Source organism: Micromonospora sp. LOL_025, assembly GCF_048060285.1.
Taxonomy (GTDB): Bacteria; Actinomycetota; Actinomycetes; order Mycobacteriales; family Micromonosporaceae; genus Micromonospora.
Genome location: NZ_JBHMIR010000006.1, coordinates 133800 through 159448 on the forward strand (window position 1 = coordinate 133800; position 25649 = coordinate 159448).

21 protein-coding genes are annotated in these 25649 nt (G+C 73.7%); 15 read left to right on the forward strand and 6 right to left on the reverse strand.

The genetic code is table 11. The annotated features are described in order from the left end of the window. Positions 1–183: 183 nt before the first annotated feature. Positions 184–1053 carry a dihydropteroate synthase gene (gene folP / locus ACFHW0_RS10860; protein WP_416607139.1) on the forward strand — a complete coding sequence of 290 codons (870 nt, stop codon included), beginning with the start codon at positions 184–186 and terminating at the stop codon, positions 1051–1053. A gap of 45 nt (positions 1054–1098) precedes the next feature. Here folP and ndhC read toward each other — a convergent pair whose 3' ends face one another. Continuing rightward, positions 1099–1476, reverse strand: a complete 378-nt coding sequence (gene ndhC, locus ACFHW0_RS10865) for an NADH-quinone oxidoreductase subunit A (protein ID WP_121396759.1) — start codon at positions 1474–1476, stop codon at positions 1099–1101. A 130-nt stretch (positions 1477–1606) separates the two neighbouring features. On the opposite strand from ndhC, the gene ACFHW0_RS10870 reads away from it, so the two are divergent. The 3 genes from ACFHW0_RS10870 (at position 1607) to ACFHW0_RS10880 (ending at position 6210) form a co-directional block, all read left to right on the forward strand. After that, entirely contained in the window at positions 1607–3013 is a 1407-nt protein-coding gene (locus tag ACFHW0_RS10870) for a hypothetical protein (protein WP_416607140.1), read from the forward strand. 322 nt (positions 3014–3335) lie between these two features. Further along, positions 3336–5183, forward strand: coding sequence for a 2-oxoacid:acceptor oxidoreductase subunit alpha (locus ACFHW0_RS10875; protein ID WP_416607141.1), 1848 nt, complete (start codon positions 3336–3338; stop codon positions 5181–5183). Continuing rightward, positions 5176–6210: a 2-oxoacid:ferredoxin oxidoreductase subunit beta gene (locus tag ACFHW0_RS10880; protein WP_416607142.1), complete on the forward strand. Its 1035-nt coding sequence runs from the start codon at positions 5176–5178 to the stop codon at positions 6208–6210. The genes ACFHW0_RS10875 and ACFHW0_RS10880 overlap by 8 nt, the downstream gene beginning before the upstream one ends. A gap of 770 nt (positions 6211–6980) precedes the next feature. Here the strand turns inward: ACFHW0_RS10880 and ACFHW0_RS10885 are convergent. Then, positions 6981–7994, reverse strand: a complete 1014-nt coding sequence (locus ACFHW0_RS10885) for a potassium channel family protein (protein ID WP_416607143.1) — start codon at positions 7992–7994, stop codon at positions 6981–6983. A gap of 197 nt (positions 7995–8191) precedes the next feature. Between ACFHW0_RS10885 and ACFHW0_RS10890 the strand changes: the two genes are divergently transcribed. From ACFHW0_RS10890 to ACFHW0_RS10900, 3 genes are all read left to right on the forward strand, one after another. Further along, on the forward strand, positions 8192–8689 hold the full coding sequence (locus ACFHW0_RS10890) for a helix-turn-helix domain-containing protein (RefSeq protein ID WP_416607144.1): 498 nt from the start codon (positions 8192–8194) through the stop codon (positions 8687–8689). Positions 8690–8827: 138 nt separating this feature from the next. Beyond that, a complete protein-coding gene (locus tag ACFHW0_RS10895) occupies positions 8828–9427 on the forward strand; it encodes a ClpP family protease (protein WP_089002178.1) in 600 nt (199 codons plus the stop codon). A gap of 349 nt (positions 9428–9776) precedes the next feature. Next, positions 9777–10439, forward strand: coding sequence for a class I SAM-dependent DNA methyltransferase (locus ACFHW0_RS10900; RefSeq protein WP_416607145.1), 663 nt, complete (start codon positions 9777–9779; stop codon positions 10437–10439). A gap of 11 nt (positions 10440–10450) precedes the next feature. Here the strand turns inward: ACFHW0_RS10900 and ACFHW0_RS10905 are convergent, their stop codons facing one another. Then, positions 10451–11428: a zinc-binding dehydrogenase gene (locus ACFHW0_RS10905; protein ID WP_416607146.1), complete on the reverse strand. Its 978-nt coding sequence runs from the start codon at positions 11426–11428 to the stop codon at positions 10451–10453. Positions 11429–11810: 382 nt separating this feature from the next. Here ACFHW0_RS10905 and ACFHW0_RS10910 point away from each other — a divergent pair, with 382 nt between their 5' ends. Next, positions 11811–12206 carry a RidA family protein gene (locus ACFHW0_RS10910; protein WP_282313121.1) on the forward strand — a complete coding sequence of 132 codons (396 nt, stop codon included), beginning with the start codon at positions 11811–11813 and terminating at the stop codon, positions 12204–12206. Positions 12207–12285: 79 nt separating this feature from the next. Here the strand turns inward: ACFHW0_RS10910 and ACFHW0_RS10915 are convergent, their stop codons facing one another. From ACFHW0_RS10915 to ACFHW0_RS10925, 3 genes are read right to left on the reverse strand one after another with little or no spacing between them, the layout of a single operon-like run. Continuing rightward, positions 12286–14160, reverse strand: coding sequence for a BTAD domain-containing putative transcriptional regulator (locus ACFHW0_RS10915; RefSeq protein ID WP_416607147.1), 1875 nt, complete (start codon positions 14158–14160; stop codon positions 12286–12288). A 41-nt stretch (positions 14161–14201) separates the two neighbouring features. Further along, the gene (locus tag ACFHW0_RS10920; protein ID WP_416607148.1) at positions 14202–15752 is read right to left on the reverse strand and encodes an amino acid adenylation domain-containing protein; all 1551 of its coding nucleotides are present in this window, start codon (positions 15750–15752) and stop codon (positions 14202–14204) included. Further along, positions 15749–17098 carry an MFS transporter gene (locus ACFHW0_RS10925; protein WP_416607149.1) on the reverse strand — a complete coding sequence of 450 codons (1350 nt, stop codon included), beginning with the start codon at positions 17096–17098 and terminating at the stop codon, positions 15749–15751. The genes ACFHW0_RS10920 and ACFHW0_RS10925 overlap by 4 nt, the downstream gene beginning before the upstream one ends. A gap of 777 nt (positions 17099–17875) precedes the next feature. On the opposite strand from ACFHW0_RS10925, the gene ACFHW0_RS10930 reads away from it, so the two are divergent. From ACFHW0_RS10930 to ACFHW0_RS10960, 7 genes are read left to right on the forward strand one after another with little or no spacing between them, the layout of a single operon-like run. Then, the gene (locus tag ACFHW0_RS10930; protein ID WP_416607150.1) at positions 17876–18124 is read left to right on the forward strand and encodes a phosphopantetheine-binding protein; all 249 of its coding nucleotides are present in this window, start codon (positions 17876–17878) and stop codon (positions 18122–18124) included. Next, positions 18121–21312: a non-ribosomal peptide synthetase gene (locus ACFHW0_RS10935; protein WP_416607151.1), complete on the forward strand. Its 3192-nt coding sequence runs from the start codon at positions 18121–18123 to the stop codon at positions 21310–21312. The genes ACFHW0_RS10930 and ACFHW0_RS10935 overlap by 4 nt, the downstream gene beginning before the upstream one ends. Next, positions 21309–22034: an alpha/beta fold hydrolase gene (locus tag ACFHW0_RS10940; RefSeq protein WP_416607152.1), complete on the forward strand. Its 726-nt coding sequence runs from the start codon at positions 21309–21311 to the stop codon at positions 22032–22034. The genes ACFHW0_RS10935 and ACFHW0_RS10940 overlap by 4 nt, the downstream gene beginning before the upstream one ends. Next, positions 22031–22771: an SDR family NAD(P)-dependent oxidoreductase gene (locus ACFHW0_RS10945; protein WP_416607153.1), complete on the forward strand. Its 741-nt coding sequence runs from the start codon at positions 22031–22033 to the stop codon at positions 22769–22771. Before ACFHW0_RS10940 ends, ACFHW0_RS10945 begins: the two co-directional genes overlap by 4 nt. Then, positions 22768–24048, forward strand: coding sequence for a glutamate-5-semialdehyde dehydrogenase (locus ACFHW0_RS10950; RefSeq protein ID WP_416607154.1), 1281 nt, complete (start codon positions 22768–22770; stop codon positions 24046–24048). Before ACFHW0_RS10945 ends, ACFHW0_RS10950 begins: the two co-directional genes overlap by 4 nt. Continuing rightward, the gene (locus tag ACFHW0_RS10955; protein ID WP_416607155.1) at positions 24045–24314 is read left to right on the forward strand and encodes an acyl carrier protein; all 270 of its coding nucleotides are present in this window, start codon (positions 24045–24047) and stop codon (positions 24312–24314) included. The genes ACFHW0_RS10950 and ACFHW0_RS10955 overlap by 4 nt, the downstream gene beginning before the upstream one ends. After that, positions 24311–25642, forward strand: a complete 1332-nt coding sequence (locus ACFHW0_RS10960; RefSeq protein WP_416607156.1) for a TrpB-like pyridoxal phosphate-dependent enzyme — start codon at positions 24311–24313, stop codon at positions 25640–25642. The genes ACFHW0_RS10955 and ACFHW0_RS10960 overlap by 4 nt, the downstream gene beginning before the upstream one ends. The last annotated feature ends 7 nt before the right edge of the window (positions 25643–25649 follow it).

Genomic DNA, 25649 nt, shown 5'->3' on the forward strand with positions numbered 1-25649 from the left:
CGAACCGCCGGGAGCGACCCCGCCACCCGCCGCGTCCCGGATCCGTGCCGAAGGACCCCCGCCCGACGCACCGGTCCGGCAGGCGGCGACGGCGGACCGGCGGGGCCGGACCCGGGCGGACCGGCTAGCGTCGTCATCGGCCGCCGGCGGGGACGGGTCGGCGGCGGACCTTCGGGAGGCGGCATGGCGGGGGCGCTTCGGCTCGGCGGGCGCACGTTCGGCCCGGACGAGCTGGTGGTGATGGCGATCGTCAACCGCACACCGGACTCGTTCTTCGACCGGGGCGCGACCTTCGCCCAGGACAGCGCGCTGCGCGCCGTCGAGCGGGCGGTCGAGGAGGGCGCCGAGATCATCGACATCGGCGGGGTCAAGGCCGGTCCGGGCGCCGAGGTCGACGTGGCCGAGGAGATCCGGCGCACGGTGGAGACCATCGCCGCCGTCCGGGCCGCCTTCCCCGACGTGGTGATCTCGATCGACACCTGGCGGGCCGAGGTGGCGGTGGAGGCGGTGGAGGCGGGTGCCGACCTGCTCAACGACACCTGGTCCGGCGCCGACCCGGCGCTGGCCCAGGTGGCGGCGCAAACGGGCGCCGGCCTGGTCTGCTCGCACGCCGGCGGGCTGGCGCCCCGGACCCGCCCGCACCGCGCGGCCTTCGCCGACGTGGTCGCCGACGTGCTCACGACGGTGACCGGGCTCGCCGAACGCGCGGTCGCGCTGGGCGTACGCGCCGACGGGATCCTGATCGACCCGGCGCACGACTTCGGCAAGAACACCCGCCACTCGTTGGAGATCACCCGCCGGCTCGGCGAGCTCTCCGGCACCGGCTGGCCGCTGCTGGTCGCCCTGTCCAACAAGGACTTCATCGGCGAGACGCTGGACCTGCCGGTGGCCGAGCGGCTGGAGGGAACGCTCGCGGCCACCGCGGTCTCGGCCTGGCTGGGCGCCCGGGTGTTCCGCGCGCACCAGGTCCGTCCCACCCGGCGGGTGCTCGACATGGTCGCCTCGATCCGGGGGGACCGCCCGCCGACACTGACTCGCCGCGGTCTCGCCTGACCGTCGCCGTGCGGGGCGGCGGGGCGACCGTCGGCCACCCGGGGGTCAGGACCAGCGCAGGATGTTCTTCCGCCAGGCGTAGAGGATGCCGAGCGCCAGCACCGCGACGAAGACCGCCATCTCCACGACCGTGACCATGCCGAATCCCGGCCGGTCGAAGACGACCGCCCAGGGGAAGAGGAACACCGACTCCACGGCGAACAGCACGTAGAGGTACGCGTACACATAGTAACGGATCTGCATCTGCGCCCAGTCGGCGCCGACGGGGTCGAGGCCGCACTCATAGCTGGTGCGCTTGCCGAAGGGATCCGCCGGACGGGCAGGACGTAACACCCGGTTGGCCGAGAACGCCGTAACGAAGAAGAGGACGCTGGCGAGCAGCAGCAGCCCGAGCGTCGCGTACGAGCCCAGGTAACCGGTCACGGTCGCTGAGCCTACCGCTCCTCGTCGCGCCCGGGTCGAACCCGTTACGGATTCGTTTCCCGACGGGACTAGTGCCCTCTGGCAACAATTGTCGAATATTGGGATCTCACTCATCGTCACCGGAGGACAGATGGCTCGCGTGGACGTACGGCCCGGCCGGCGGGCGCGTGACCGACGCGCCGTGCCCCTGTTGGCGATCGGTCTCGCGGTCGGACTGACCGTCGCCGCGGTGCCGGGCTGGGCGACCGCCGCCCCGACCGCCGCCCGGGCCGCCTCCCCCGCGACCGAGCCGGCCGGCGAGCCGGGCGGGGACCCGCCCACGGCGGATCCGACGGACACGGCTCCGGTGCCCACCGAGGCGCCCTCGACCACCGCGCCGCCGCCGGAGACCACGCCACCGGCCGCGACGACCGAGCCGGCCCCGACGACCACGGCCCCGGAGCAGCCGGCGCCCACCACCGCCGCGCCGACCACCGCCGCACCGCCCCCGGCGCCGTCGGTGCCGCCGGTCCGGCCCTCCGCGCCCGCCGCCACCCCGCCGGCGCCCCTGGCCGGGGTCAGCGTCACGACCGACGACATCACCCTGACCGCCGCGTACTGGAACGCGCCGAGCACGGTGACCACGCTGCGGGTGACCGTCACGAACACGGGCGCCACGCCCGCCCGGATCGGGCTGGCCTACACGCTCCCGGCCGGGCTGACCGACGCGGGCACCGGGGGCTGCGCCCCGGTCGGCGGCGGGGAGCACCGCTGCGGCGAGTGGGCGAGCGCGCCCGGCGCCCGGTTCAGCACCCTGCTCCGGGTACGCGTCGCTGGCGACGCCTGGAAGCGGATGCCGCTCAGCGGCTCCGTCCGGGTCACCGCGACCGCGCCCGGCGTGCCCGGTGCGGTGGGCGACGACGAGGGCTTCGTGGTGCTCTTCCCGCCCGGCCCGCCGGTGCCGGGGATCAGGCTGGACGCCGACGCGGTCTCCTTCGACATCAGCGGCGGGTCGAGCGGGCTCGACGTGCGCCTGGGCAACACCGGGAAGGTGGACGCCGAGGGCCGGATCGAGGTGGTCCTGCCGGCCGGGGTGACCGTGCCGACGCCCCCGTCCGGCTGCACCACGGTCGACCCCACCCGTACGCGCTGCGAGCTGGGCACCCTCGCCGCCGGCCGGACCGCGCAGCTGCGGCTGCCGGTCTCCGCGACCCCCGAGGCCCAGCGGCAGGCCCCGCTGGCCGGCGCGGTGCTCGGGCAGCTCGACCCGCGCAGCGGCCGGGCCCGGCAGGTGCAGATGAGCTTCCGGATCACCGCCGCCGCCGCGCTGGCGACCCCGGTGGCCTCGCCGCCCGCGCCGACCGGGTCGCAGGGCGTGCTCGCCGCCGACGCCCCGGCCGTCAGCGACGACGGCGGGGGCTCGGTACGGCGAACGGCGATCCTGCTGATCGTGATCTCCACGCTGCTGGTGGTGTTCGCCCTCACGCTGGCGACCACCTCCCTGCGGCGGCGGATGACCGCCCCGGCGGCCGGACCGTCCACGGCACCGACCGAGTGACCCGGCCCGCCCCGGGGCGCCGGTCCGCCCGGGCCGGCGTCCCGCCCGCCCCCGCTACCGGTGATCTGGATTACGGCGACGGGACGGAAACCCCTCAAATCGGGGTGGAATCTCGCTGGATCGCATCCCATAGGGCGGCCTCCGAGAAGGCTGGGGCGGCGATTCGACGTAGGCTCTCAGGTGAGGTAACTACAGCGGACCGGGCCCGCCTCGGCGGGTCTGGTGCAGCGGTGCGTCAAGGAGGTCACGTGGCCGGGCAAGGCGAGGTCACCAACACGTTCAGCCGCCCGCGCGACCGCGCCCAGCGAAGCGAGGTGCAGGCGTGACCAAGCAGATCCGTCAACTGGACCGGGTGGTCATCCGGTTCGCCGGTGACTCCGGCGACGGCATGCAGCTCACCGGCGACCGGTTCACCTCGGAGACCGCGCAGCTGGGCAACGACATCTCCACGTTGCCGAACTTCCCGGCGGAGATCCGGGCTCCCGCCGGCACCCTGCCGGGCGTGTCGAGCTTCCAGGTGCACTTCGCCGACTACGACATCCTGACCCCCGGCGACTCGCCGAACGTGCTGGTGGCGATGAACCCGGCGGCGCTCAAGGCGAACCTCGCCGACCTGCCGCGGGGCGCGGACATCATCGTCAACACCGACGAGTTCACCAAGCGCAACCTGGCCAAGGTCGGCTACCAGTCGAACCCGCTCGAGGACGACTCGCTCGCCGGCTACGTGGTGCACCCGGTGGCGCTGACCTCGATGACGGTCGGCGCGCTCGCCGAGCAGGCGGTGTCCAAGAAGGACGCCGAGCGGGCCAAGAACATGTTCGCCCTCGGCCTGCTCTCCTGGATGTACAACCGGCCGTACGAGTCGACGCTGCGCTTCCTGGAGCGCAAGTTCGCCGCCCGCCCCGAGCTGGTCGCGGCGAACGTCGCGGCGTTCCGGGCCGGCTGGAACTTCGGCGAGACCACCGAGGACTTCGCGGTCCGCTACGAGGTCAAGCCGGCAAAGATGCGGCCGGGCACCTACCGCAACATCACCGGCAACGCGGCCCTGTCGCTCGGCCTGGTGGCCGCCGGCGTCCGCTCCGGGCTGCCGGTCTTCCTGGGCGCCTACCCGATCACCCCGGCCTCGGACATCCTGCACGAGCTGAGCAAGCACAAGCGCTTCGGCGTGCTCACCATGCAGGCCGAGGACGAGATCGCCGCGGTCGGCGCGGCGTTGGGCGCGTCGTACGGCGGCTCGCTCGGCGTCACCACCACCAGCGGCCCGGGTGTGGCGCTCAAGAGCGAGACGATCTCCCTCGCGGTGGCGCTGGAGCTGCCGCTGGTCATCGTCGACGTGCAGCGGGCCGGTCCCTCCACGGGCATGCCCACCAAGACCGAGCAGGCCGACCTCAACATGGCGCTCTACGGCCGCCACGGCGAGGCCCCGGTCGCGGTGATCGCGCCGAAGTCGCCGGCGGACTGCTTCCACGCGGCCATCGAGGCGGCCCGGATCGCGCTGACCTACCGCACGCCGGTCATCCTGCTGTCCGACAACTACGTCGCCAACGGCTCCGAGCCGTGGCTGCTGCCCGACGTCGAGTCGCTGCCCGACCTGCGGGTCGAGTTCGCGACGAAGCCCAACGGCGACGACGGCACCACGTTCCTGCCCTACCTGCGCGACCCGGAGACCCTGGCCCGGCCGTGGGCCGTCCCGGGCACCGCCGGGCTGGAGCACCGCATCGGCGGCCTGGAGAAGGCCGACAAGACCGGCGACATCTCGTACGACCCGGCGAACCACGACTTCATGGTGCGCACCCGGGCGGCCCGGATCGAGACGATCCCGGTGCCGGACGTGGAGGTCGAGGACCCGGACGGCGACGCCCGGGTGCTGGTGCTCGGCTGGGGCTCCACGTACGGTCCGATCGGCGCGGCGTGCCGGGGCCTGCGCCAGCGCGGCCACGCCATCGCGCAGGCGCACCTGCGGCACCTCGCCCCGATGCCCGCCAACCTCGGCACGGTGCTGCGCTCCTACGACCGCGTGGTCATCCCCGAGATGAACCTCGGCCAGCTCGCCCACGTGATCCGGGCGAAGTACCTGGTCGACGCGATCGGCTACAACCAGGTCCGCGGCCTGCCGTTCACCGCCGCCGAGCTGGAGACGATGCTGGAAGAGGTCCTGAAGAATGTCTGAGCCCGTCGCCCTCAAGCTCACCGCCAAGGACTTCAAGTCCGACCAGGAGGTGCGCTGGTGCCCCGGCTGCGGCGACTACGCGATCCTCGCCGCGATCCAGCAGTTCATGCCGGAGCTGAACATCCCGCGCGAGCGGATCGTCTTCGTGTCGGGCATCGGCTGCTCGTCCCGCTTCCCGTACTACATGAACACCTACGGGATGCACTCGATCCACGGCCGCGCCCCGGCGATCGCCACCGGCCTGTCGGCCAGCCGCCCCGACCTGTCGGTCTGGGTGGTCACCGGTGACGGTGACGCGCTCTCCATCGGCGGCAACCACCTGATCCACGCGCTGCGCCGCAACGTCAACCTGAAGATCCTGCTGTTCAACAACCGGATCTACGGCCTGACGAAGGGGCAGTACTCGCCGACCTCCGAGGTCGGGAAGGTCACGAAGTCGACCCCGGCCGGCTCGGCCGACGCGCCGTTCAACCCGCTGTCGCTCGCTCTCGGGGCCGAGGCCACCTTCGTGGGCCGCACCATCGACTCGGACCGCAAGCACCTCCAGTCGGTGCTGCGGGCGGCGGCGGAGCACCAGGGCTCGGCGTTCGTGGAGATCTACCAGAACTGCAACATCTTCAACGACGGCGCGTTCGACCAGCTCAAGGAGCCGACCACCCGCGACGACTTCCTGATCCGGCTGGAGCACGGGCAGCCGATCACCTTCGGCAAGGACGGGCAGTTCTGCGTCGTGCACCCGCCCGGCGGGTTCGGCCTGGAGGTCCGGGAGACCGCGTCGGTCAGCCCGGGCGAGATCGTCGTGCACGACGCGACGGTCACCGACCCGGCGTACGCCTTCGCGCTGTCCCGGCTGCCCGGGCTGGACCTGCGGAACACCCCGATCGGCGTGTTCCGCTCGGTGGACCGGCCGTCGTACGACAGCGTGGTGCAGGAGCAGCTCGCCGAGGCGAAGGCGAAGGTCACCGAGACCCCGGAGCAGCAGCTCGCCGGCCTCCTCGCCAGCGGGGACACCTGGACCATCCTCTGACCGACGTGGCCGGCCGCCCCTGAGCGGGAGCCGGGCAGGCGCACCGCCGCGTTGCCGGAACGACAGGAGGGCCCGCAACCCGATCCCGGGTCGCGGGCCCTCGTCGCTCACGTGTCGGGTCTCTGCCACCGGGTCGCCGGGTCGGTCGCCTCGGGACCTGAGCCGGTCGGGTCACCCCCTCCGGCGGGAAGGTCTGCCATCCCGTCACGCCCCGGCTGCGGCTCTCCCCATCTGGAACACGAGCAACCACCTGCGCAAACCGCCGACGCAGCCGGACCCGCCTCCGCCAACCCCCGCTTTGATCACGGTAAGTAACGGTACCCGCCCTTCCGCCAGTTACTACGATGAGTGACGGTCTCGTCGGCGCGGAAGGGCGGGGCGCTCGCCACCCTTGACGCCGAAAGCTCGTGACCAGCGTCTTCAGCGTGAGGCGCCCTCGGGAACGACCAAGCCCCGCGCGCCCTTTGCTCTGCATCCTCATACGCAACAGGCACCCACGGTTACTGGTGCGCATGAGGATGCAGAGCAAAGCGTCCGGAGGAACATGGCCGGGGACGTGCGGATCGAACACCGAACGTAACTGTGTAGCCCGACGGGCGTGCGGCGCATGTTGCTCGGCGTCCTGTTGTGCCGCACCGGGCGGGCGCCGGGCCAGACGCACGGGAAATCCGCAGCCGGCACCGGCGGCGTGGCCCTCACCTGGCAGCGCGGCGGCGAGGCATCGCAACGGCACCGGCACCGGCCCTCGCCCGAGTCAGGGCGGCCGCCGGTCAGGAGGCTGTGGTCGCCTGCGGGCGGTCGTCGCGTACGTGCACCAGCATGTCGCCGGTCTCGATGACCGCGCCGGCCTTGTCGGCCAGGGTGACCACCTTGCCCCGCCGGACCAGGGCGATGACCAGCGATTCCAGCTCGCGCGGGGAGCGGCCCACCTCGGAGCGCTCGGCGGAGCGCATCGCCAGCGCCATGCCCTGGCCCGGGGTGAGCAGGTCCTCCACCACGTCGATCAGCGGCGGGGCCGAGGTGGACAGGCCCAGCAGCCGGCCGGCGGTGGCCGAGGAGACGATCACGTGGTGGGCGCCGCTCTGCTTGAGCAGCGGGGCGTTCTCCGCCTCCCGGGCGGCGGCGATGATCCGCACCTGCCCGGCGGTGAGCTGCCGTACGGTCAACGCCACCAGGACCGAGGCGTCGTCGCTGTCGGTCGCGATGATCACCGCCTTGGCGTTGCGTACGTGCGCCTCGTTGAGCACCGACGAGCGGGTCGCCGAACCCTCGATCGCCACCAGGCCGGCCGAGGTGGCCTGCCGCAGCGCCGGACCGCTGCGCTCCACCACCACGATCCGGGACTTGTCGAGACCGTTCTCCAGCAGGGCGGAGACCGCGCTGCGGCCCTTCGTGCCGTAGCCGCAGATGATGACGTGGTCCTTCACGGCTCTCCTCCACCGCGACAGGCGACGCCCGGTGCGGTACTGCTCGGTCAGCACTTCCAGGGTGGTGCCGACCAGGATGATCAGGAAGATCACCCGGGCCGGCGTGATGTAGACGACGTTGATCAGCCGGGCGGTCTGGCTGACCGGGGTGATGTCCCCGTAGCCGGTGGTCGAGAGGGTGACCACCGCGTAGTAGAAGCAGTCGAGGAGGGTCAGCGCGTCCTCGTTGACGTCGCGGTAGCCGTCCCGGTCGAGGTAGACCACGGCGACGGTGGCGAAGACCAGGCCGAGGGCGGCGGCCAGCCGAAGACTCAGCGCGCTCAGTGGGCCCCGTCGCTGGGCGGGAAAGTGGATCACGTGAGGGCCTTCCCCGGCCCTGTCGTCGCCTGCACGAGCACAACATAGCGGCCTGCGCGGATCTCGCACGGCGGGGCCGTCGACCCGGGTCACGACGGCTCACCCACGACGCGCGGCGCGACGGGACGACCCGCGCGGCCGGCAGGGGGCATGATGAGGGGTGTCCCCCGGACGACGAGCCCGAGAGTGAGGCCCGCATGTCGTTGCTGCGACGAGTGATCGGCGGGGTGCTGCGCCGGCTCCGGCTGCGGCAGGGCCGCACGCTGCGCGAGGTGGCCGAGGCCGCCGGAGTGTCCGTGCCCTACCTCTCCGAGGTCGAACGCGGTCGCAAGGAGGCCTCCTCGGAGGTGCTCGCGGCGATCTGCCGGGCGCTCGGCATCCACCTGTCCGACCTGCTCGAGGAGGCGCGCGACGACCTGCGTCGGGTCGAGCCGCGCATCCCGGCCGCGCCCCGGGCCGGCCTGGCCCGGCTGGAGCGGGCGGAGGTCGGCCGGCCCGACGCCGCCACCCCGGCCGTGCGGGTCGCGCCCCGGGCCGGCGGCCCCCTGCTCCACCTGGCTCCACGCCAGGGCGGCACGACCCTCCGGGTCGGGCGGCCCACCTCCGCCGTGCACGGCCGCTCCGGCCCGCGTACCCGTGTCGCGCTGGGCTGCGGGCGGACGCGGGCGGGCGCGCGGACGTTGACCGTCGTCTAGTCCGGCCGGTTCTGCCGTCGGCTGATCTGCCGCCGGCAGAATCATTGGCCCCGCGGGTGGCGTTCCGCGCAGGCTGGAGGTGCCGGTCCCCCGGGCGCCCTCCGGTCGCCCGCCGGCAGTGCCGGAAGGGCGGACGCGATGATCGGTCTCGACGTGCGGATGTTGGACGGCGGGCAGCCGTCCTTCGGCGACCAGGTGTTCGACCGGCTGCTGAAGGAGCGGATCATCTTCCTGGGCACGGAGGTCACCGACGCCTCGGCGAACCAGATCTGCGCCCAGATGCTGCTGCTCGCCGCCGAGGACCCGGAGCGGGACATCGTGCTCTACATCAACTCGCCGGGTGGCTCGGTGAGCGCGGGCATGGCCGTCTACGACACGATGCGGTTCGTCCGCAACGACGTGGCCACGGTGGCGCTCGGCTTCGCCGGCTCGATGGGGCAGTTCCTGCTCTGCGCGGGCACGGCCGGCAAGCGTTACGCGCTGCCCCACTCGCGGATCATGATGCACCAGCCGTCCGGCGGGATGGGCGGCACCGCCGCGGACATCACGATCCAGGCGGAGAACATGCTGCACGTGAAGCGGACCATGCAGGAGTTGATCGCGCGGCACAGCGGGCGCAGCCTGGAGGAGATCCAGCGGGACTGGGACCGCGACCGGTGGTTCACCGCCGAGGAGGCCCGCGAGTACGGCCTGATCGACCGGGTGGTCACGAAGGCCGAGCAGCTTCCGGCGAGCTGACGGACCCGGGCCGCGACGGGAGGCAGCGACACCGGCGCCGGACGCGCCCCCTCGATCCGCGTCCGACCTCCGGTACGCGATGGCCATCGCCGTGCTGGCCACCGATACGACGGAGCCTATTCCCGCCGGTGGGAATCCGCGCGGACTGCCGGTGCAGCGTCTTGTGCACGAATCTCGTTACACGAATCTCGCTACGTCCTGCGGCGCCGCCTCCACGAGGGCGCGCAGGGCGGCGGCGAGCACCGGCCCGAGCCCGCCGCGGTCGGCCGGCACGGACGCCGCGCCGGCTGACCGCGGGCGTTCGAGGAGGTGTCCGCCGTGCGACCCGGGACCGGTAGCGTGCCCGGGCGTGACCGAACCGGAGCACCTGCACGACACCCGATCGTCCTACGACACCCTGGCCGTCGACTACGCCGAGCGGTTCCAGGACGAACTGGTCGCCAACCCGTGGGAGCGGGCGGTCCTCACCGCCTTCGCCGACCTCGTACGCGCCGCCGGGAACGGGCCCGTCGCCGACGTCGGCTGCGGCCCAGGCCGGCTCACCGGGTACCTGCACGGGCTCGGACTGGACGCGTTCGGCATCGACCTCTCCCCGCGGATGGTCGAGGTCGCCCGCCGGGCCCACCCCGACCTGCGCTTCGAGGTGGGCGCGATGCCCGGCCTGGAGCTGCCCGACGCCTCCCTCGGCGGCGTCGTGGCCTGGTACTCGACCATCCACGTCCCGGACGACCTGCTGCCGGCCACCTTCGCCGACTTCCACCGGGCGTTGACGCCCGGCGGTCACCTGGTCCTGGCGTTCCAGGTCGGCGACGAGCCGCTGCACCTCACCGAGGCGTTCGGCCACCCGGTCTCGCTGGACTTCCGGCGCCGCCGACCGGAGCGGGTGGCCGACCTGCTGGCCGACGCGGGGCTGGACGTCCGCGTCCGGCTGGTGCGCGAGCCCGAGACCTTCGGCAGCCAGCCGGAGCGCACGCCGCAGGCGTACCTGGTGGCCCGCCGGCCGGCCGGCTGAGGCGCGCCGGGTCAGCCCGCGACGGTCAGCACCACCTTGCCGAGCGCCCGGCGCCCCTCCAGGTCGGCGTGCGCGGTGGCGGCGTCGGCCAGCGGGTAGGTGGAGACCAGCGGCCGCCACCAGCCCTGCCCCGCCAGCTCCAGCGACCGGGCGGCCAGCGCCGGGATGCCGCCGGGCAGGGCGCGGATCCGGTGTCCCAGCCAGCCCACGGTCAGGCCCCGGCCGACGACGTCGTCGGTGCCGATCCGGGTCGCCTCGCCCGCCGACCAGCCGAACATCATGAACCGGCCGCCCGGCCTCGTCAGCTCCAGGGCGGCCCGGCCGACCGCGCCGCCCACCCCGTCGTACACCAGGCTCAGGCCGCCGACCCGGTCCCGCACCACGTCGGCCCAGTCCGGGCGGCCGTAGTCCACCACGAGGTCCGCGCCCAGCTCGCGCAGCTTCGCCGTCCGGTCGGCCCCGCGCGCCGCCGCCACCACTGTGGCGCCGGTCGTCCGCGCGGCCTGCGCCAGCAGCCAGCCGACCCCGCCGGCCGCCGACGGCACGAGGACGACGTCGTCCGCCGTCGGCGGTTCGAGGTCGAAGATCCCGAGGGCCGTCCGGCCCGTGCCGACCGCGGCCACCGCCTCGGCGTCGGTCAGCCCCGGCGGTACGGCGTACAGCGACCCGACGGCGGTGACCGCCTGCTCGGCGTACCCGCCCGGCACCATGCCCAGGTGCGCGACGACCCGCCTGCCGCGCCACGCCCCGTCCACGCCCCCGCCCAGCCCGTCGACGACGCCGGCGACCTCCCGGCCGGGGACGGTGGGCAGGTCGGGCAGCGGGAGCGGGCCGCCTGCCTCGCCCCGGCGCAGGGTCGTGTCGAGCAGGTGCACGCCGCTGGCCGACACGGCGATCCGGACCTGGCCGGGGCCGGGTGTCAGGTCGGGCAGGTCGTCGAGGACCAGATTTCCGGGGGGACCGAACTCGTGAAGCCGAATCGCACGCATGCCTCCATCCGACAACCTCAATCCCGCTTCAGGTCAACCCTCGGACGGCGCTAGACGGTCGGCACCACCATCGGGATCCCGGTCGCCGGGTTCGGCATCACCATGCTCGGCAGGCCGAACACCTCCCGCGTGAGGGCGGCGTCCACCACGTCGGCGGGCGGCCCCTGCGCGACGACCCGGCCGTCCTTGTAGCCGGCCCGCCCGGCCCCGGCGGGAACATCCCGCGCGCCGGCGGGGGTTGGGCGGGACCCCGCTCCGGGTACCAGAAGGAGCCCGGACGGGACGCGGTCCCGGTCCGTCCGGGATTCGGTCCCCCGGACGACCTTTAGACTAAGGTCACAGTCCGTAATCCGGATTCCCCGGACAATCGGAAGGACTACACGTGATCGAGACCATGCAGATGAGGCCGATCAACCCCGAGTCGGTGCCGGAGGCCACGGGCGGTTACCACAACGCGCTGGAGGTCCAGACCGCCGGACGGATGCTGTTCATCAGCGGGCAGATCCCCCAGACCCGGGACGGCCACGTCCCGGCCACCCCCGAGGCGCAGTGCCGACTGGTCTGGGACAACATCCGGGCCGTCCTCGCCGACGCCGGCATGGACGTCGACAATCTGGTCAAGGTCACCACGTTCCTGGCCGACCGCCGGCACGCCGACGTCAACACCAAGGTCCGCAACGAGGTGCTCGGCGCGCACCGCCCGGCCCTCACGGTGATCGTCACCGGGATCTTCGACCCGGAGTGGATCATCGAGATCGAGGCGATCGCCGTCGCCTGACCGGCCCGCCGCCGATCAACCGCCGGCATCCGGGCCGCAGACAGCCGGGCCGCCGCACCGCGTCCCCGCTCGGGTCGGCTCACCGGCGCGGTCGGGCGGTCGTGGTGGGAAGCTGCCCGTGCAGGCCGACGACCTGGTCGCACTCCGGGCTGCGGCCCAGTTCGCGCACGTGGGCCCGGACGAGCTGGGGGATCCGGTAGCGGCCGTCCGGCAGCGCCTCGGCGAGCCCCGCGTCGACCAGGCGTTCGGCGGCGACCTCGGCGGCGGCCATCGGCAGGCCCGACAGCGCGGCGAGGTTCGCCACGCTGACCAGGCCCCGGTCCAGCCGGCTCAACAGCCGCAGGGCCCGCAGCGCCGCACCGTCGCCGTCGCCGTACCGGGTCAGCACCCGCACCGCGCCGGCGAGGCAGTCCCGGATCGTCATCGACTCGCAGACCAGGGCGTCGAGCCGGGCGGCGGGATCGGTCAGCCGGGCGGCGAAGGCGGCGAGAGACCAGTTCTGCCGCGTCGCCAGCCGGGCGGCCGCGATCCGCAGGGCCAGGGGCAGCGCGTCGCAGCACGCCACGAGCACCCGCGCCGCCTCGGGCTCGGCGTCCACCCGCTCGATGCCGAGGTGGTACCGGAGCAGGTCGAGCGCGTCGTCCGTGTCCAGGGAGCCGACGGAGACCCGGGTGGCGCCGTCGAGGGTGGTCATCCCGGACCGCGAGGTGACGATCAGGGCGCTGCCGACCGGCACCGGCCCGAGGACGCGTACCTGCGCGGCGGTCGCCACGTCGTCGAGGACGACCAGGACCCGCCGGCCGGTCAACAGGGCCGACCAGCCCGACGCGGGGTGGTCGTCCGTCGGCGACGACAGCCCGAGCGCCTCGGCCAGGACGCGCACCGCCCGGGCGGCCTCCGCCGGCCCGTCGGGTGTCCCCCCGCCCATGGGTACGAACACCGACCCGCCCGGATGCTCCGCGGCCAGTTCGTGCGCGGCGCGTACCGCCAGGGCGGTCTTGCCGGCGCCGGCCAGGCCCTGGACCACGCCCGGCCGCCCCGACCGCACGCCCCTGACCAGCCGGCCCAGCTCGGAGCCCCGCCCGTGCAGGGCCACCGGGTCGGCGGGGAACCGGGAGGCCGGCGGGCTCGACGTGCCCACCCGGACGGGTGGGCGGGCCCCGGGGTGGTGCAGCCGCAGCGCGGGATCGTTGCGCAGGATCCGCTGTTCCAGGTCGCGCAGGGACTCGCTGGGCTCGATGCCCAGCTCGTCGACCAGCAACCGCCGCAGGTCGCGGTACGCGCCCAGGGCGACCGCCTGCTGGCCGTCGCGGTACAGGGCGGTCATCAGGTGGGCGTGCAGGCGCTCCCGCAGGGGGTGCTGGCTGACGAGCACCTTGAGTTCCGGCAGCAGCATGCCGTGCCGGCCCAGCTCCAACTCGGCGCCGATGCGGGCCTCGACCGTGGCGATCCGGGTCTCCTCCAGGCGGGCCACCTCGGCCATCACCAGCGGGGTCGGCCGGACGTCGGCCAGCGGGGCGCCGCGCCACAGCGCCAGCGCCGCGTCGAATCCCGCGACGCCGGCGTCCGGCAGGCCGGCCGCGAGATCGGCGTGGGCCTGCCTGATCAACCGCTCGCACTCGCCGATGTCGATCGTCTCGGGGGCGACCACCAGGCGGTAGCCGGGACTGCGGGTGGTCAGGACGCGGCCGTCGCGGTCGTTCAGGGCGCGGCGCAGCCGCCACGCGTACCCGGCGACGAGGCCGCTGGCCGAGGCCGGCGGGTTGTCGTCCCAGAGTTCGGCCACCAGTTGTTCGAGCGACACCACCTGGTCGGCCTTGAGCAGCAGCATCGCCAGCAACGCGCGCTGTTTAGCCGAGCCGATCCCCCGCCACTGGACGCCGTCGTGGAACTCCACCGGCCCCATCAACCGGAAACGCAGGCGGGCGGGCGGTGCTTGCGGCGGGATGGGCATCTCTGCTCTCGATTCGTGAGCGTGGTGGGAGTCGGTGCCGCTCAGACCAGTCCGACGTCCGCTGCCAGCCGCCGGCGGTCGACCTTGCCGTTGGCGTTGACCGGGAAGAACTCGACCCGGTGGTACCGCGCCGGCGCCATGTAGGGCGGCAGGTGGTCGGCCACCAGGGCCGCCAGCGCCGCCTCCGCCACGGTGTCGCAGGTGTAGAGCGCGTGCAGCTCGACCCCTCCGGCACCGGGCAGCGCCAGGACGACGACGTCGTGCACCCCCGGGTGCCGGCGCAGGACGGACTCGATCTCGCCCAGCTCGATCCGGTAGCCGTGGATCTTGACCTGGTCGTCGAGCCGGCCCAGGTGGACCAGTTCACCGTCCTCCCGACGGACCCGGTCGCCCGTCCGGTACCAGCTCTCCGGGCCGGGCGGGCCGTCGACCGGAACCGTCCGGTGCCCGTCGTGGTCGACGAACCGGCCGTGGTTCTGCGCGGCGTCGAGGTATCCGTCGAACCGCTGGGCGCCCCGCACGCAGAGTTCGCCGTCGTCCGCGGCGGTCCCGTCGGCCGCCAGCAGGACCCCCTCCAGGTGCGGATGGATCCGCCCGATCGGCACGGTGTCGTTGCTGGTGCGGGGCCACCGCGCCGGGTCGGCGTGGAGCTGGTAGCGGGTGCAGGTGACGGTGAGTTCGGTGGGCCCGTACAGGTTCTCCAGGGTGCTGCCCGGTGCGGCGTCCGCCCACGCCCGCGCCTGGGCCAGGGTGAGCTGCTCACCGGCGAACAGGCTCCACCGCAGGCCCGGCATGCTGCCGGGCCGCAGGGTGCGCAGGCGGCGGGCCAGGGAGATCACCGACGGTACGGAGAACCAGTGGGTGATCCGGTTGTCGTTGACGTAGCGGACGGGAGCCAGGGTGTCGCCGGGCGCGGCGACCACCAGCAGCGCGCCGGACAGCCAGGCGACGAACATGTCGAACACCGACGGGTCGAAGGTCAGCTCGAAGGTCTGCGACAGCCGTGCCCCCGGCCCCACCCGGTAGGCCTGCACGCAGTGCGCGAGGTACGGCATGAGATTGCGGTGCCGGATCGGCACCCCCTTGGGCGTGCCGGTGGATCCGGAGGTGAACAGGGTGTAGGCGACGTCGTCGGGGCCGCCCGCGTACGCGTCCGTCCACCGCTCGGCCGGCACGTCGTACCAGCGCTGCTCCGGGGTGTCGGGCAGGTGCAGGACGCGGGCCGGCCCGGCCGCCTCGTCGGCCACCCGCCGGCCCGCGTCGTCGGCGAGCAGGGCGTCCACCCCGGCGTGGGCGCAGGTGCGCCGGATCCGTTCCGCCGGCGCGTCGGGGCCGAGCGGCACGACGGTCGCGGCGAGCCGCAGCGTGGCGAGATAGCCGACGTACGCCGCGAGGCTGCGCGACGCGCAGAGCCCGACGACCCGGGGCGGGCGGCCGTGCAGGGCGACCAGCCGGGTGGCCAGCCGCTCGACCCGGTCCAGGAGCTCGGCGTACGTGAGCTCGTGCCCCGCGACGCGCAGCGCCGGGGCGTCGGGATGCCGGCGGACCGTGTCGGTGAACCCCTGGAAGAGGGTCGGGCCGTCCGTGCTCACCGGGAGCCGCCGGTGGTGGCCGCCTCCGGCAGGTCGCCGTCGTCGGCGGCGGTGCCGGCGCCCTCGTCCGCGTCGGGGCCCGCACCGGGCGCCGGACCGTCGACCTCGGCCATCCGTTCCCGGGTCACCACCTTGAAGAACGGGTAGATCAGCAGTACGCAGAGCACCGCGAAGAAGCCGAACGCCACCTGGTAGGAGAAGACCTGGGCGAGGATGCCGGCGAGGATCGCGGCGACCGGGGTCATGCCCCAGGCCACGAGGCGGCTCGCGGCGCTGAACCGGCCGAGCATGTCGGCCGGCACCAGCGACTGCGTGATGAACCGGGAGTTGACGGTCCACATCGTGCCGCCGGCACCGGCCAGGAACGCCGCGGCGCCGATGGCCCAGGCGCTGGACGGCGCGGCGGGCAGCAGCGCCGGGGCCGCGACGAGGGCGAAGGCGCCGACGATGTCGGTGAACATGGACCAGCGCCGGCCGATCCACCGGTTGACCGGCCCCACGATGACGGTGCCGATCACCCCGCCCGCGCCGAGGCCGGTGAGCAGGAAGCCGTACTGCCGCTCGTCGAGCCCGAGCGGGCCGCCGACGGCGTAGACCGGGATGAGGGCGAGCCACGCCGCCCAGCAGCCGGCCATGATCGCGATGAGCAGCGCCATCGTCCGGAGCAGCCGGTGCTGCCAGAGGAACCGGAGTCCCTCGCGGATGTCCTCGTTGACCGAGCGCTTGCGCGCGGGGCTGGCGACCCTGAAGTTGCCGACCAGCAGGAGCAGCAGGACCGCGCCGGCCACGTAGGCGAACCCGGTGACGCCGAGCGCCAACCCGAATCCGACCGCCACCAGGAAGCCGCCGATCGGCTGCCCGGCGAAGCCGTTGAACAGGTACTCCAGGGCCGTGATCCGCGCGTTGGCGGTCTCCCAGCGGTGTTTCGGCACGGCCGACGGGACGATGGAGACCCCGGCGATTCCGGCCACCACGTCGGCCAGACCGATGACGAGGGCGGCGGCGTAGATCAGCGCCAGCGTGGGGCTCGCGAAGAGCACGGCGACGAGAAGCGCCCCGACGGAGAGCATCCGGGCGATCTCGGCGGCCATCAGCAGGGCCCGCCGGTCCATCCGGTCGACGAAGACACCGACGTGCAGCGCGGCCACCAACCACGGCAGGCTCATGATGGCCGCGACGGCGGTGACCACGACGGGTGATCGGCTGATCTGGGCGGCGAGCAGCGGGAGGGCGATCCGGGCCACCGCGTCGGCGATGTTCGTGGTGCCCGTGAAGATGACCAGAATCCATTCGTTTCGCCTGGCTCCGGGCGGATCCGCCTGCGCTGTGGTTTGAGCTGTGGCCACGACAATCCCTCGCACGGTCTTGAATTAGGAGAAGTGAATGGGAACTCCGCCGCGAAGTACGCACACCACCCGGACAAACGATAAAGGACCATTTACCCGGCCGCGCGTGTCAATTAGCTGACACGCAATGCCGAGCGGGTGGGCGACCGATCCCGCACTTCCGCCCCGGTCATCGCCGGCAATTCCGATCGGGCTGGTCACCGGGCTGGGCGGAGTGGCAGGTCATCGGGGTCCGCGCGTTGACAGGGTGGTCGTTCGGGTATCGGCAGGCGGCTCCAACAATCGCGGAAAGTCCCTTTCGCGCCTTATGGGAATACTCTGCGTTGCGCTGGTTGCACCATAGGTCATCCGGGGGGACGTGTCCATCCTCACGTCAGTGCGCCGGCCGACCCTCCCGGCGGCGGCAACGGCCGGCGATCACTGCCCGCCGGCGACCCGAATAATACGTACGGGGAGCTTCTGTCGCCCCTGCCGCATCTGGGGCGATTACGGCGGCATTGCCGCCCCGCCGCGCACCGTCTCCGGGCTTCCGTCACTGGCCAGCGCCCCTTTCGCGCCGCCCCGACCAGAGCCGTACGGGGCACCGGAGTGCCGCCCGAATCAGCGACCAACGACATTCCATCCCGGGAACATCGAGAGAACATCGGCGCCGGGATGCTCGGACCCGTAGAACTTCCAAGCGCAAATTCAGTCGACCCCACCTCGATCGGCGACCGGCTCCACGTCCGGTTTCCGATCATTGCGGCGCGGCCGACCTCAGGTGAACGGGAAGCAGGGATGACGACTCCAGCTGACCTCGACACGACGATCGCGAAGTACGCGTCGGTGGCCTTCGACGACTCGACCCCCCTGCTGGAGGCCGGCCTCGAATCGCTGTCCCTGCTGCGGCTCGCCGTCGAGCTGGCCGACGACGACGACGCGGAGATCGACGCCACCCGCCTGGTGGACCTCCGCACCGTGGCTGACCTCAAGCAGTGGCTACGCGAGCTGAGCGGCGTGGGAGCCGAGACCGGAGGCGCACGGTGACCACGACGGCCGGAACGGAACCCGCGACGGACACCGGGCCGGTGCGACTGCCGATCACCGAGTCGCAGAAGGGGCTGCTGGTCGTCAACGAACGCTCGCCCGGCCGCGCCGTCTACAACCAGCTCGTCCGGTTCGACATCGACCCGTCGATCCCCGACGAGACGATCGAGCGCGCGCTGGCCACGGTGGTCGCCGTCCAGCCGGCGATGCGCCAGGTCTTCGGGCTGCTCCCGGAGATGCACGCGCGGCTCACCCCGCCGCCGGAGCCGCAGGACTTCCCGCTCGAACGGGTCACGGCCCGGCTGCGCGACTTCGAGGAGGCGGTCGGCGCGGCACAGCGGCGGATCGGCCGACCCGAGTTCGACCTGGCCAACGGCCCCGCGTACCGCTTCGCCGTCGTCCGCTGCGTCGACGAACCCCGCGTGGCCGTCCTCATGTGCGACCACCACATCATCCTCGACGGCGTGTCGATGGGGCCCCTGGTGCGGGACCTGGAGGAGGCGCTGTCCGGCCGCCTCGTCGGGGCGGAGATCGAGCAGCGGCGCCTCGCCCGCGAGAAGGCATTCGTCAAGGAACTGGCGGCGCAGAACCGCACCGCCACCTCCGACCGCGTCGTCGACCGGTCCCGGGAGTGGGCGGCCCGGTTGCGCGAGGTCCCGCCCCTGGTGCTGGCGCCCCTGCCCGGCCGCGCCGCGCAGACGGAGTTCACCGGCGACCGGGTCAGCTGGTACCTCAGCCAGGCCGAGACGGCCGCGCTGTCGGAGACCTTCCGGCGGCTGGAGATCTCCCCCTTCGTCTTCTTCTCCGGCATCTACGGCACCGTGCTGGCCCGGCACGGCAACGTCTCCAGCGTCCTGGTCGGCAGCCCGTTCATGGCCCGCCGCACGATCGGCGCGTTCGACCTCGGTGGCTTCTTCGTCAACACGCTGCCGGTCACCGTCGACGTGGAGTGGAGCCGCACCGTCGACGAGCATCTCGGCAAGGTGGTCCGGGAGTCCATCGACTTCTGCCGCGCGAACGTCGACGTCACCTTCAACCGGCTCGTCGCCGACGTGCGGCCCGACCGCTCCAGCAACCGCAACCCGCTGTTCTCGGCGATGCTCGCCATGCAGGACACCTTCACGCCGGACGCGGGCGGGGCCGTGCTGCGGGTCCTGGAGCCCGGCAACGGCACCGCCAAGTTCGACCTCTGGCTGGGCGCCACCCCCGTCGACGGCCGGTGGCTGCTCGAACTCGAGTACGACCGGCAGCTCATCGCACCGGTCGTCGCCGACGGGCTGCTCACCTCGCTGCGCGACGCCGTACGTGGGGCGGTCTCCGACGGCTCGCGCCGGCTCGGTGACCTCTTCGCCGACGCCTCCGCCGCGGCCAGCATCCGCTCCGACGGCTGGACCAGCCCGCTGACCGGCGAGACGCCGTGGGACTGGGTGACGGCGGCGGCCCGGCAGCGGCCCGACGCCCCCGCGATCGAGGACCCGACCCGCCGGCTCGACTACCGGCAGTTGCTGGCCGAGGCCGAACGGATCAGCGCCGGGCTCGCCGCGCACGGCGTCGGCCCCCGCGCCGTGGTGGGCCTCGCCGCGACGACCCTCTGCGACACGGTGACCGCCATCCTGGCCATCCTCCGCCGGGGTGCGGCGTACCTCCCCCTGGATCCGGGCCTGCCCGCCGAGCGGTTGGAGTTCATGGTCCGGCGTGCCGGCTGCGAGTTCGTCGTCGGCGAGGCGCTCGTACCCGACGTGCCCACGGTCGCGGTGGCGGACCTGGCCGCCGCGACGGAGCCCGTACCCGAATCGCTGGCCGACCCCGACGCGCCGATCTACGTCATGTACACGTCGGGCTCCACCGGGCAGCCCAAGGGCGTCCAGATGGGGCACCGCCCACTGGCCAACCTCACCAGCTGGCAGATCGCGGCCCTCGGCATGGACGCCGAGACCCGCTTCCTCCAGTACGCCCCGCTCGGCTTCGACGTCTCCTTCCAGGAGATCCTGCCGACCCTGGCGGCGGGCGGGACGGTGGTCTCCCGCGAGCCGGCCGACCGGCGGATGTTCACCGCCGTGCTCAGCCGGATCGCCCGGACCGAGGTGACCCACGTCTACCTGCCGGTCGCGGCGCTTCGCCCCCTGGTCCAGACCGCCGCGGGCCGGGGCACCCGGTTGCCCGCGTTGCGTTACCTGTGCGTCTCCGGCGAGCAGCTCATCGTCGACGACGAGATCCGCGACTTCTTCCTCGCCCACCCGCACTGCACCCTGGTCAACCTGTACGGCCCCACCGAGACCCACGCGGTCACCTCGCACCGGCTGTCCTACCGGGACGCCGTCTGGCCGACCCACGTGCCGATCGGCCAGCCGTACCCGCGGGTGAGCGCGTACGTGGTCGACGCCACCGGCCACCTCGCCCCGCCCGGCGTCGCCGGCGAGCTGCTCCTGGGCGGGGACTGCCCCGCCGACGGCTACATCAACGACCCGGAGATCACGGCCGAACGGTTCGTGCCCGACCGCTTCTCCGACGCGCCCGACGCGACGGTGTACCGCACCGGGGACCTCGTGGTCCGCGACGACCGGGGCGACCTGGTCTTCCTGGGGCGGATGGACACCCAGGTCAAGATCCGGGGATACCGGATCGAGCTGGGCGAGATCGAGGCGGTCGCGAACCAGGTCGACGGCGTCCGACAGTCGGTGGCGGTGGTCCGGGGCTCCGGGGCCGACCGGGAACTCGGGCTGTTCGTCCGTCCCGACGAGGGCTCCACCGCCGACCCGGAACAGGTCCGCCAACGGCTGACCACGGCACTGCCGGTCTACATGCGTCCCCTGTGGATCTTCCCGGTCGACCGGGTCCCGACCACGCCGACCGGCAAGACCGACCGCGACGCCCTGCTGCGGCTCGCCGACGAGCTGCTGGTCGAGCAGCAGAGCGCGGACAGCACGGAGGTCGCGTACGCCGACGACCTGGAGCGGGAGCTGGCCGGGCTCTGGGGCGGGGTGCTCGACGTCGAGGGCATCCGGCCGGACCGCCCGCTCATCGAGTACGGCGCCCACTCGCTGAACATCTTCACCACCCTCGCCGAGGTGCAGGAGCGCTACGGGGTGGCGGTGCCGCTGGTCGACTTCTTCGCCGCGCCCACCGTGGCCACCCTGGCGGGGCTCGTCCGCTCGGCGCGCGGCGGCGACCCGGCGGTGACGCCGTGACGACCAGGCTGCCCGGCCGGCTGGTCCCCCTGCTGCGGCGGGGCGCCCGACCGGCGTGCGTGCTGCTGCCGGGCGCCGGCGGCGGGCTGCACCCCTACCTGCGGCTCGCCGCGGCCATCGGCAGGACCCACAACGTCGCGGCCGTACGCGCGGCCGGCCTGCTGCCCGACGAGGAGCCGGAACTCAGCATCGCCGAGATGGCCGACGCGGCGGCGCGGGCGCTGGACGCGGACGGGACCGTCCCGGCGGCCGTCCTCGGCTGGTCCCTCGGCGGCTCGGTCGCCTGGGAACTGTGCGTCCGGCTGGCCGAGTGGGGGCACCTGCCCGACCTGGTGCTGGTGGACGCGACGCCGCTGCCGCGCCGCGCCACGGCCGAGGAGGACGCCCGGGTCCGCGAGACCGTCGTCGGGATGCTCGGGCCGCGCCCCGACCCGGCGACCGTCGAGCGGGTCCGGCGGGTCTTCGACACCCAGGTCGCCGCCCTCGCCGACTACCGGGCCGACCGGCCCTACGCCGGCCGGGTGCTGATGCTGATGTGCACCGACGAGGAGTTCGGGTTCCGGGCGGAGGCTTCGGCCCGGTGGCGGGAACTCGCACCGGACCTGCGCGCCGGTCGACTCGACGCCGGGCACTTCGACGTCTTCGACCCCGACCGCCTGCCGCAGCTGGTCGACGAGGTGACGCCGTTCCTCGGCCGCGCCTCCGGCGCGGTGCGGCGATGAGCCCGCTCGCGGTGGTCAGCGGCGGCACCCGGGGCATCGGGCTCACCTTCAGCCGCCGGCTGGTGAAGCTGGGGCACCGGGTGGTCGCGCCGTACCGGGGTGACGCCGTCGCGGCGGCGTCGGCGGCGGCCGAACTCGGCGACGCGTTCCACCCCGTCCGGCTCGACGTCGGCGACGCCGCCGCGGTCGACGCCGCCGTGCGGACGGTCCTCGCGGAGCACGGCCCGCCGACCGTGCTGGTCAACAACGCGGGCATCAACATCGACCGGCCGTTCCTGGAGATGTCGACGGAGGACTGGCGGCGGGTGCTGGACACCAACCTATCCGGCGTCTTCCACCTCACCCGGGGGTTCGCGCCGGCGATGCTGGCGGCCGGGCGCGACGGCGTGATCGTCAACGTGGGGGCCACCACCGGCATCCGCCCCCGCCGCAACGGCGTGAACTACTGCGCCAGCAAGGCCGGCCTGCTCCAGCTCACCAAGTGCCTGGCGCTGGAGCTGGCGCCCCGGATCAGGGTCAACTGCCTGATCCCCGGCATGACCGAGACCGACGAGCTGGTGACCCGGTTCCGGCTGGACGACCCGGCCGCCCGGGCGGCGGTGGTCGCGGAGATCCCCCGGGGCCGCATCGGCACCACCGAGGAGATCGCCGACGCCCTGGAGTTCCTCGTCGGGCCGGCGAGCGGATACCTGACCGGGCAGAAGCTGATCGTGGACGGTGGGCAGTTCATGTGGTGAGCGATGTGGACGACATCCTGGACGGCGCGACGCGGGCCCGGGCCGAGCTGCCCCCGCCCGGCGACGGGCGCTACGACCGGTACTGCGAGGCGCTCGCCGACCGGCTCTCCGCGGCCTGGGCCGACGTCCTGGCGGCGAACGCCACCGACGTGGCCCGGGGCACCGAGGCGGGTCTCGGCCCCGAGCTGGTGGACCGCCTGGCGCTCGGCAAGCGCCACCTCGACGCGCTGGTCGACCTGATCGCACGGGCCCGCGCGGCGCTGCCGGCGGTGACCGCGCCGGCCGCCGGGCACCGGGCCGGCAACGGCGCCACCGTACGCCGGCTGCCCAAGCCGCTCGGCGTGGTGCTGATGATCTTCGAGGCGCGGCCGACGGTGACCGTGGAGGGCGCCCTGCTCCCGGTGGCGGTCGGCAACGTGGCCGTCCTGCGCGGCGGGTCGGAGATCGCGGCCACCAACCGGGCCCTCGCCGTCGTCGTCGGGCGGGCGCTGGAGGACGCGGGGCTGCCCGCCGGCACCGTACGGATCGTCACCGACCCCGACCGCCGGCTGGTCCGGGCCCTGCTGAAGCGGCACGACGCGATCGACGTGCTGATCCCCCGGGGCAGCCCGTCCCTGATTGACTACTGCCTGACCAGCTCCACCATCCCGGTCATCGCCAGCGGCGGCGGCGTCAACCACCTCTACGTCGACCGCAGCGCCGACCTGGAGCTGGCCGCCCGGATCGCCCTCGACAGCAAGCTGGGCGAGCCGACCGCATGCAACACCCTCGAACTGGTGCTGGCCCACGCCGACGTGGCCGAGGAGCTGACCCGGGCCCTGCTGCGGGCCGGCGCCGGGCTGCCCGAGCCGTGGCTGCTGCGGGTCGACCCCCGGCTGACCGCCGCCGTGCCGGCCGGGGCGCCGGTGGCCGAGCTGACCGCCGCCGACGACGGCCGCGAGTTCCTGGAACGCGCGGTCGGCATCCGGCCCGTCGCCGGTCTCGACGAGGCGGCGGCCCACATCCGCCGCTTCGGCTCCCGGCACACCGAGGGCGTGGTGGCCGCCGACCCGGCGGTCGTGGCCGGGTTCCTGGCCAGGGTCGACGCCGCCGCGCTGGTGGTCAACGGCTCCCTGCGCCTGCACGACGGGCCGACGATGGCGCTGGGACCGGAGCTGTCCATCAGCACGGGCCGGCTGCACGTACGCGGGCCCGTCGACCTGTCCGCCCTGCTGACCTGGAGCTGGGTCGTCGACGCCGGGGGCAGGCTGCGCGGCGACGGGACGGAGGCGGCATGACGGACCGGTCCCTGATCAACGAGGCCGTGAAACGGCTGGTCGTACGCGAGTCCCGGCTCGCGGTCGACCCCGGCACGGTCGACGACGACGAGCCCCTCAACGGCGACCTGCTGCGGGTCAACTCGCTGGGCTTCCTCGGCATGCTCGTCCGGCTCGAGGACGAACTGGACGTGACGCTGCCGGACGACATCTTCGCCGGGCGGGTCTTCACGACCGTCGCGGACCTGGTCGACGTCGTCGCCGACGTGGTGAAGGAGGAGTCGTGACCGAGACGCCCCGGGCCTGGCGCAGCGTCCTGCCGCACCTCGGCTACGAGCTGCCCGCGGACGTGACGCCCGAGGACACCGGTGGCCCGGTGACCGCGACCCTGCCCCTGGAGCTGATCCGGCAGAGCGTGTCGGCCCGGGAGTTCTGGCCGATCCCGGAGCCGGTGGCCGAGCGCTACCGGGCCTACCGGCCGGCGCCGCTGTGGCGGGCCCGACGCTTCGAGGCCGAGATCGGGGCCACCGTCCCGATCTACGTGAAGTACGAGGGCGGCAACATCTCCGGCAGCCACAAGTTCAACACCGCGCTGGCGCAGGCCCACTACTACCATCGCGCGGGCTTCCGGGAGCTGGTCACCGGCACCGGTGCCGGGCAGTGGGGCAGCGCCCTCGCCGCCGCCTGCGCCGCGTTCGGCATGGCCTGCACCGTCTTCATGGTCGGCGGCAGCCTGCGCGACAAGCCGTACCGGGGCAGCCTGATGCGGCTCTACGGCGCGGAGCTGCACGCCAGTCCCAGCCCGCTGACCGGGGTGGGACGCGCCGCCGCCGAGCGTCCGGGGCAGGGCAACAGCCTCGCGCTGGCCATCGGCGAGGCCGTCGAGTACGCCCGGGCGGACCCCAAGCGGGCGTTCTGCATCGGCAGCGGCGAGACGTACAGCATCCTGCACCAGTCGGTGATCGGCCTGGAGTCGATCGACCAGCTCGCCGCCCTCGACGCCCCCGTGGACGCGGTGATCGGCTGCGTGGGCGCCGGCAGCAACTTCGGCGGGCTGGCCCTGCCGTTCTTCGCCGCCTGGCGGGCCGGCGAGCTGGACGTGCCCGCCGATCTGATCGCGGTCGAGTCCAGCGCCACCCCGAAGCTGACCCGGGGGGTGTACGCCTACGACCACACCGACTCCACCGGCACCGGCCCGATGGAGCCGATGTACACGATCGGCAGCGGGTACGCGATCCCCGCGTCGCACTCGGCCGGGCTGCGCTTCCACGGCGCGGCGAAGCTGGTCTCCGCGATGCGGCACCGGGACCAGATCTCGGCGCTGGCGGTGGGCCAACGGGAGGCGCTGACCGCCGGCCGGACGTTCGCCCTGACCGAGCTGGTGCTGCCCGCGCCGGAGTCGGGTCACGCGCTGGCGGCCGCCGCCCGCGTGGCGACCGGGCGCGAACCCGGGCACCCGGCGCGGCACGGGGTGTTGGTCTGCGTCAGCGGGCACGGCCTGCTCGACCTGGCCGCGTACGACAAGCTCCTCGCCGGTCTGCCCGAGGACCGGCCGGCCGACGCGGACGCGTTGCGGGCGGCGACGGCGTCGCTCCGCGCGGTCCACCCGACGTGAAGGGCGT

Excerpts from the sequence above, each read along its gene's own strand:
- folP (WP_416607139.1), top strand. The coding sequence starts at position 184 with ATGGCGGGGGCGCTTCGGCTCGGCGGGCGCACGTTCGGCCCGGACGAG.
- ACFHW0_RS10870 (WP_416607140.1), top strand. The coding sequence starts at position 1,607 with ATGGCTCGCGTGGACGTACGGCCCGGCCGGCGGGCGCGTGACCGACGC.
- ACFHW0_RS10880 (WP_416607142.1), top strand. The coding sequence starts at position 5,176 with ATGTCTGAGCCCGTCGCCCTCAAGCTCACCGCCAAGGACTTCAAGTCC.
- ACFHW0_RS10890 (WP_416607144.1), top strand. The coding sequence starts at position 8,192 with ATGTCGTTGCTGCGACGAGTGATCGGCGGGGTGCTGCGCCGGCTCCGG.
- ACFHW0_RS10895 (WP_089002178.1), top strand. The coding sequence starts at position 8,828 with ATGATCGGTCTCGACGTGCGGATGTTGGACGGCGGGCAGCCGTCCTTC.
- ACFHW0_RS10905 (WP_416607146.1), bottom strand. The coding sequence starts at position 11,428 with ATGCGTGCGATTCGGCTTCACGAGTTCGGTCCCCCCGGAAATCTGGTC.
- ACFHW0_RS10915 (WP_416607147.1), bottom strand. The coding sequence starts at position 14,160 with ATGCCCATCCCGCCGCAAGCACCGCCCGCCCGCCTGCGTTTCCGGTTG.
- ACFHW0_RS10930 (WP_416607150.1), top strand. The coding sequence starts at position 17,876 with ATGACGACTCCAGCTGACCTCGACACGACGATCGCGAAGTACGCGTCG.
- ACFHW0_RS10945 (WP_416607153.1), top strand. The coding sequence starts at position 22,031 with ATGAGCCCGCTCGCGGTGGTCAGCGGCGGCACCCGGGGCATCGGGCTC.
- ACFHW0_RS10955 (WP_416607155.1), top strand. The coding sequence starts at position 24,045 with ATGACGGACCGGTCCCTGATCAACGAGGCCGTGAAACGGCTGGTCGTA.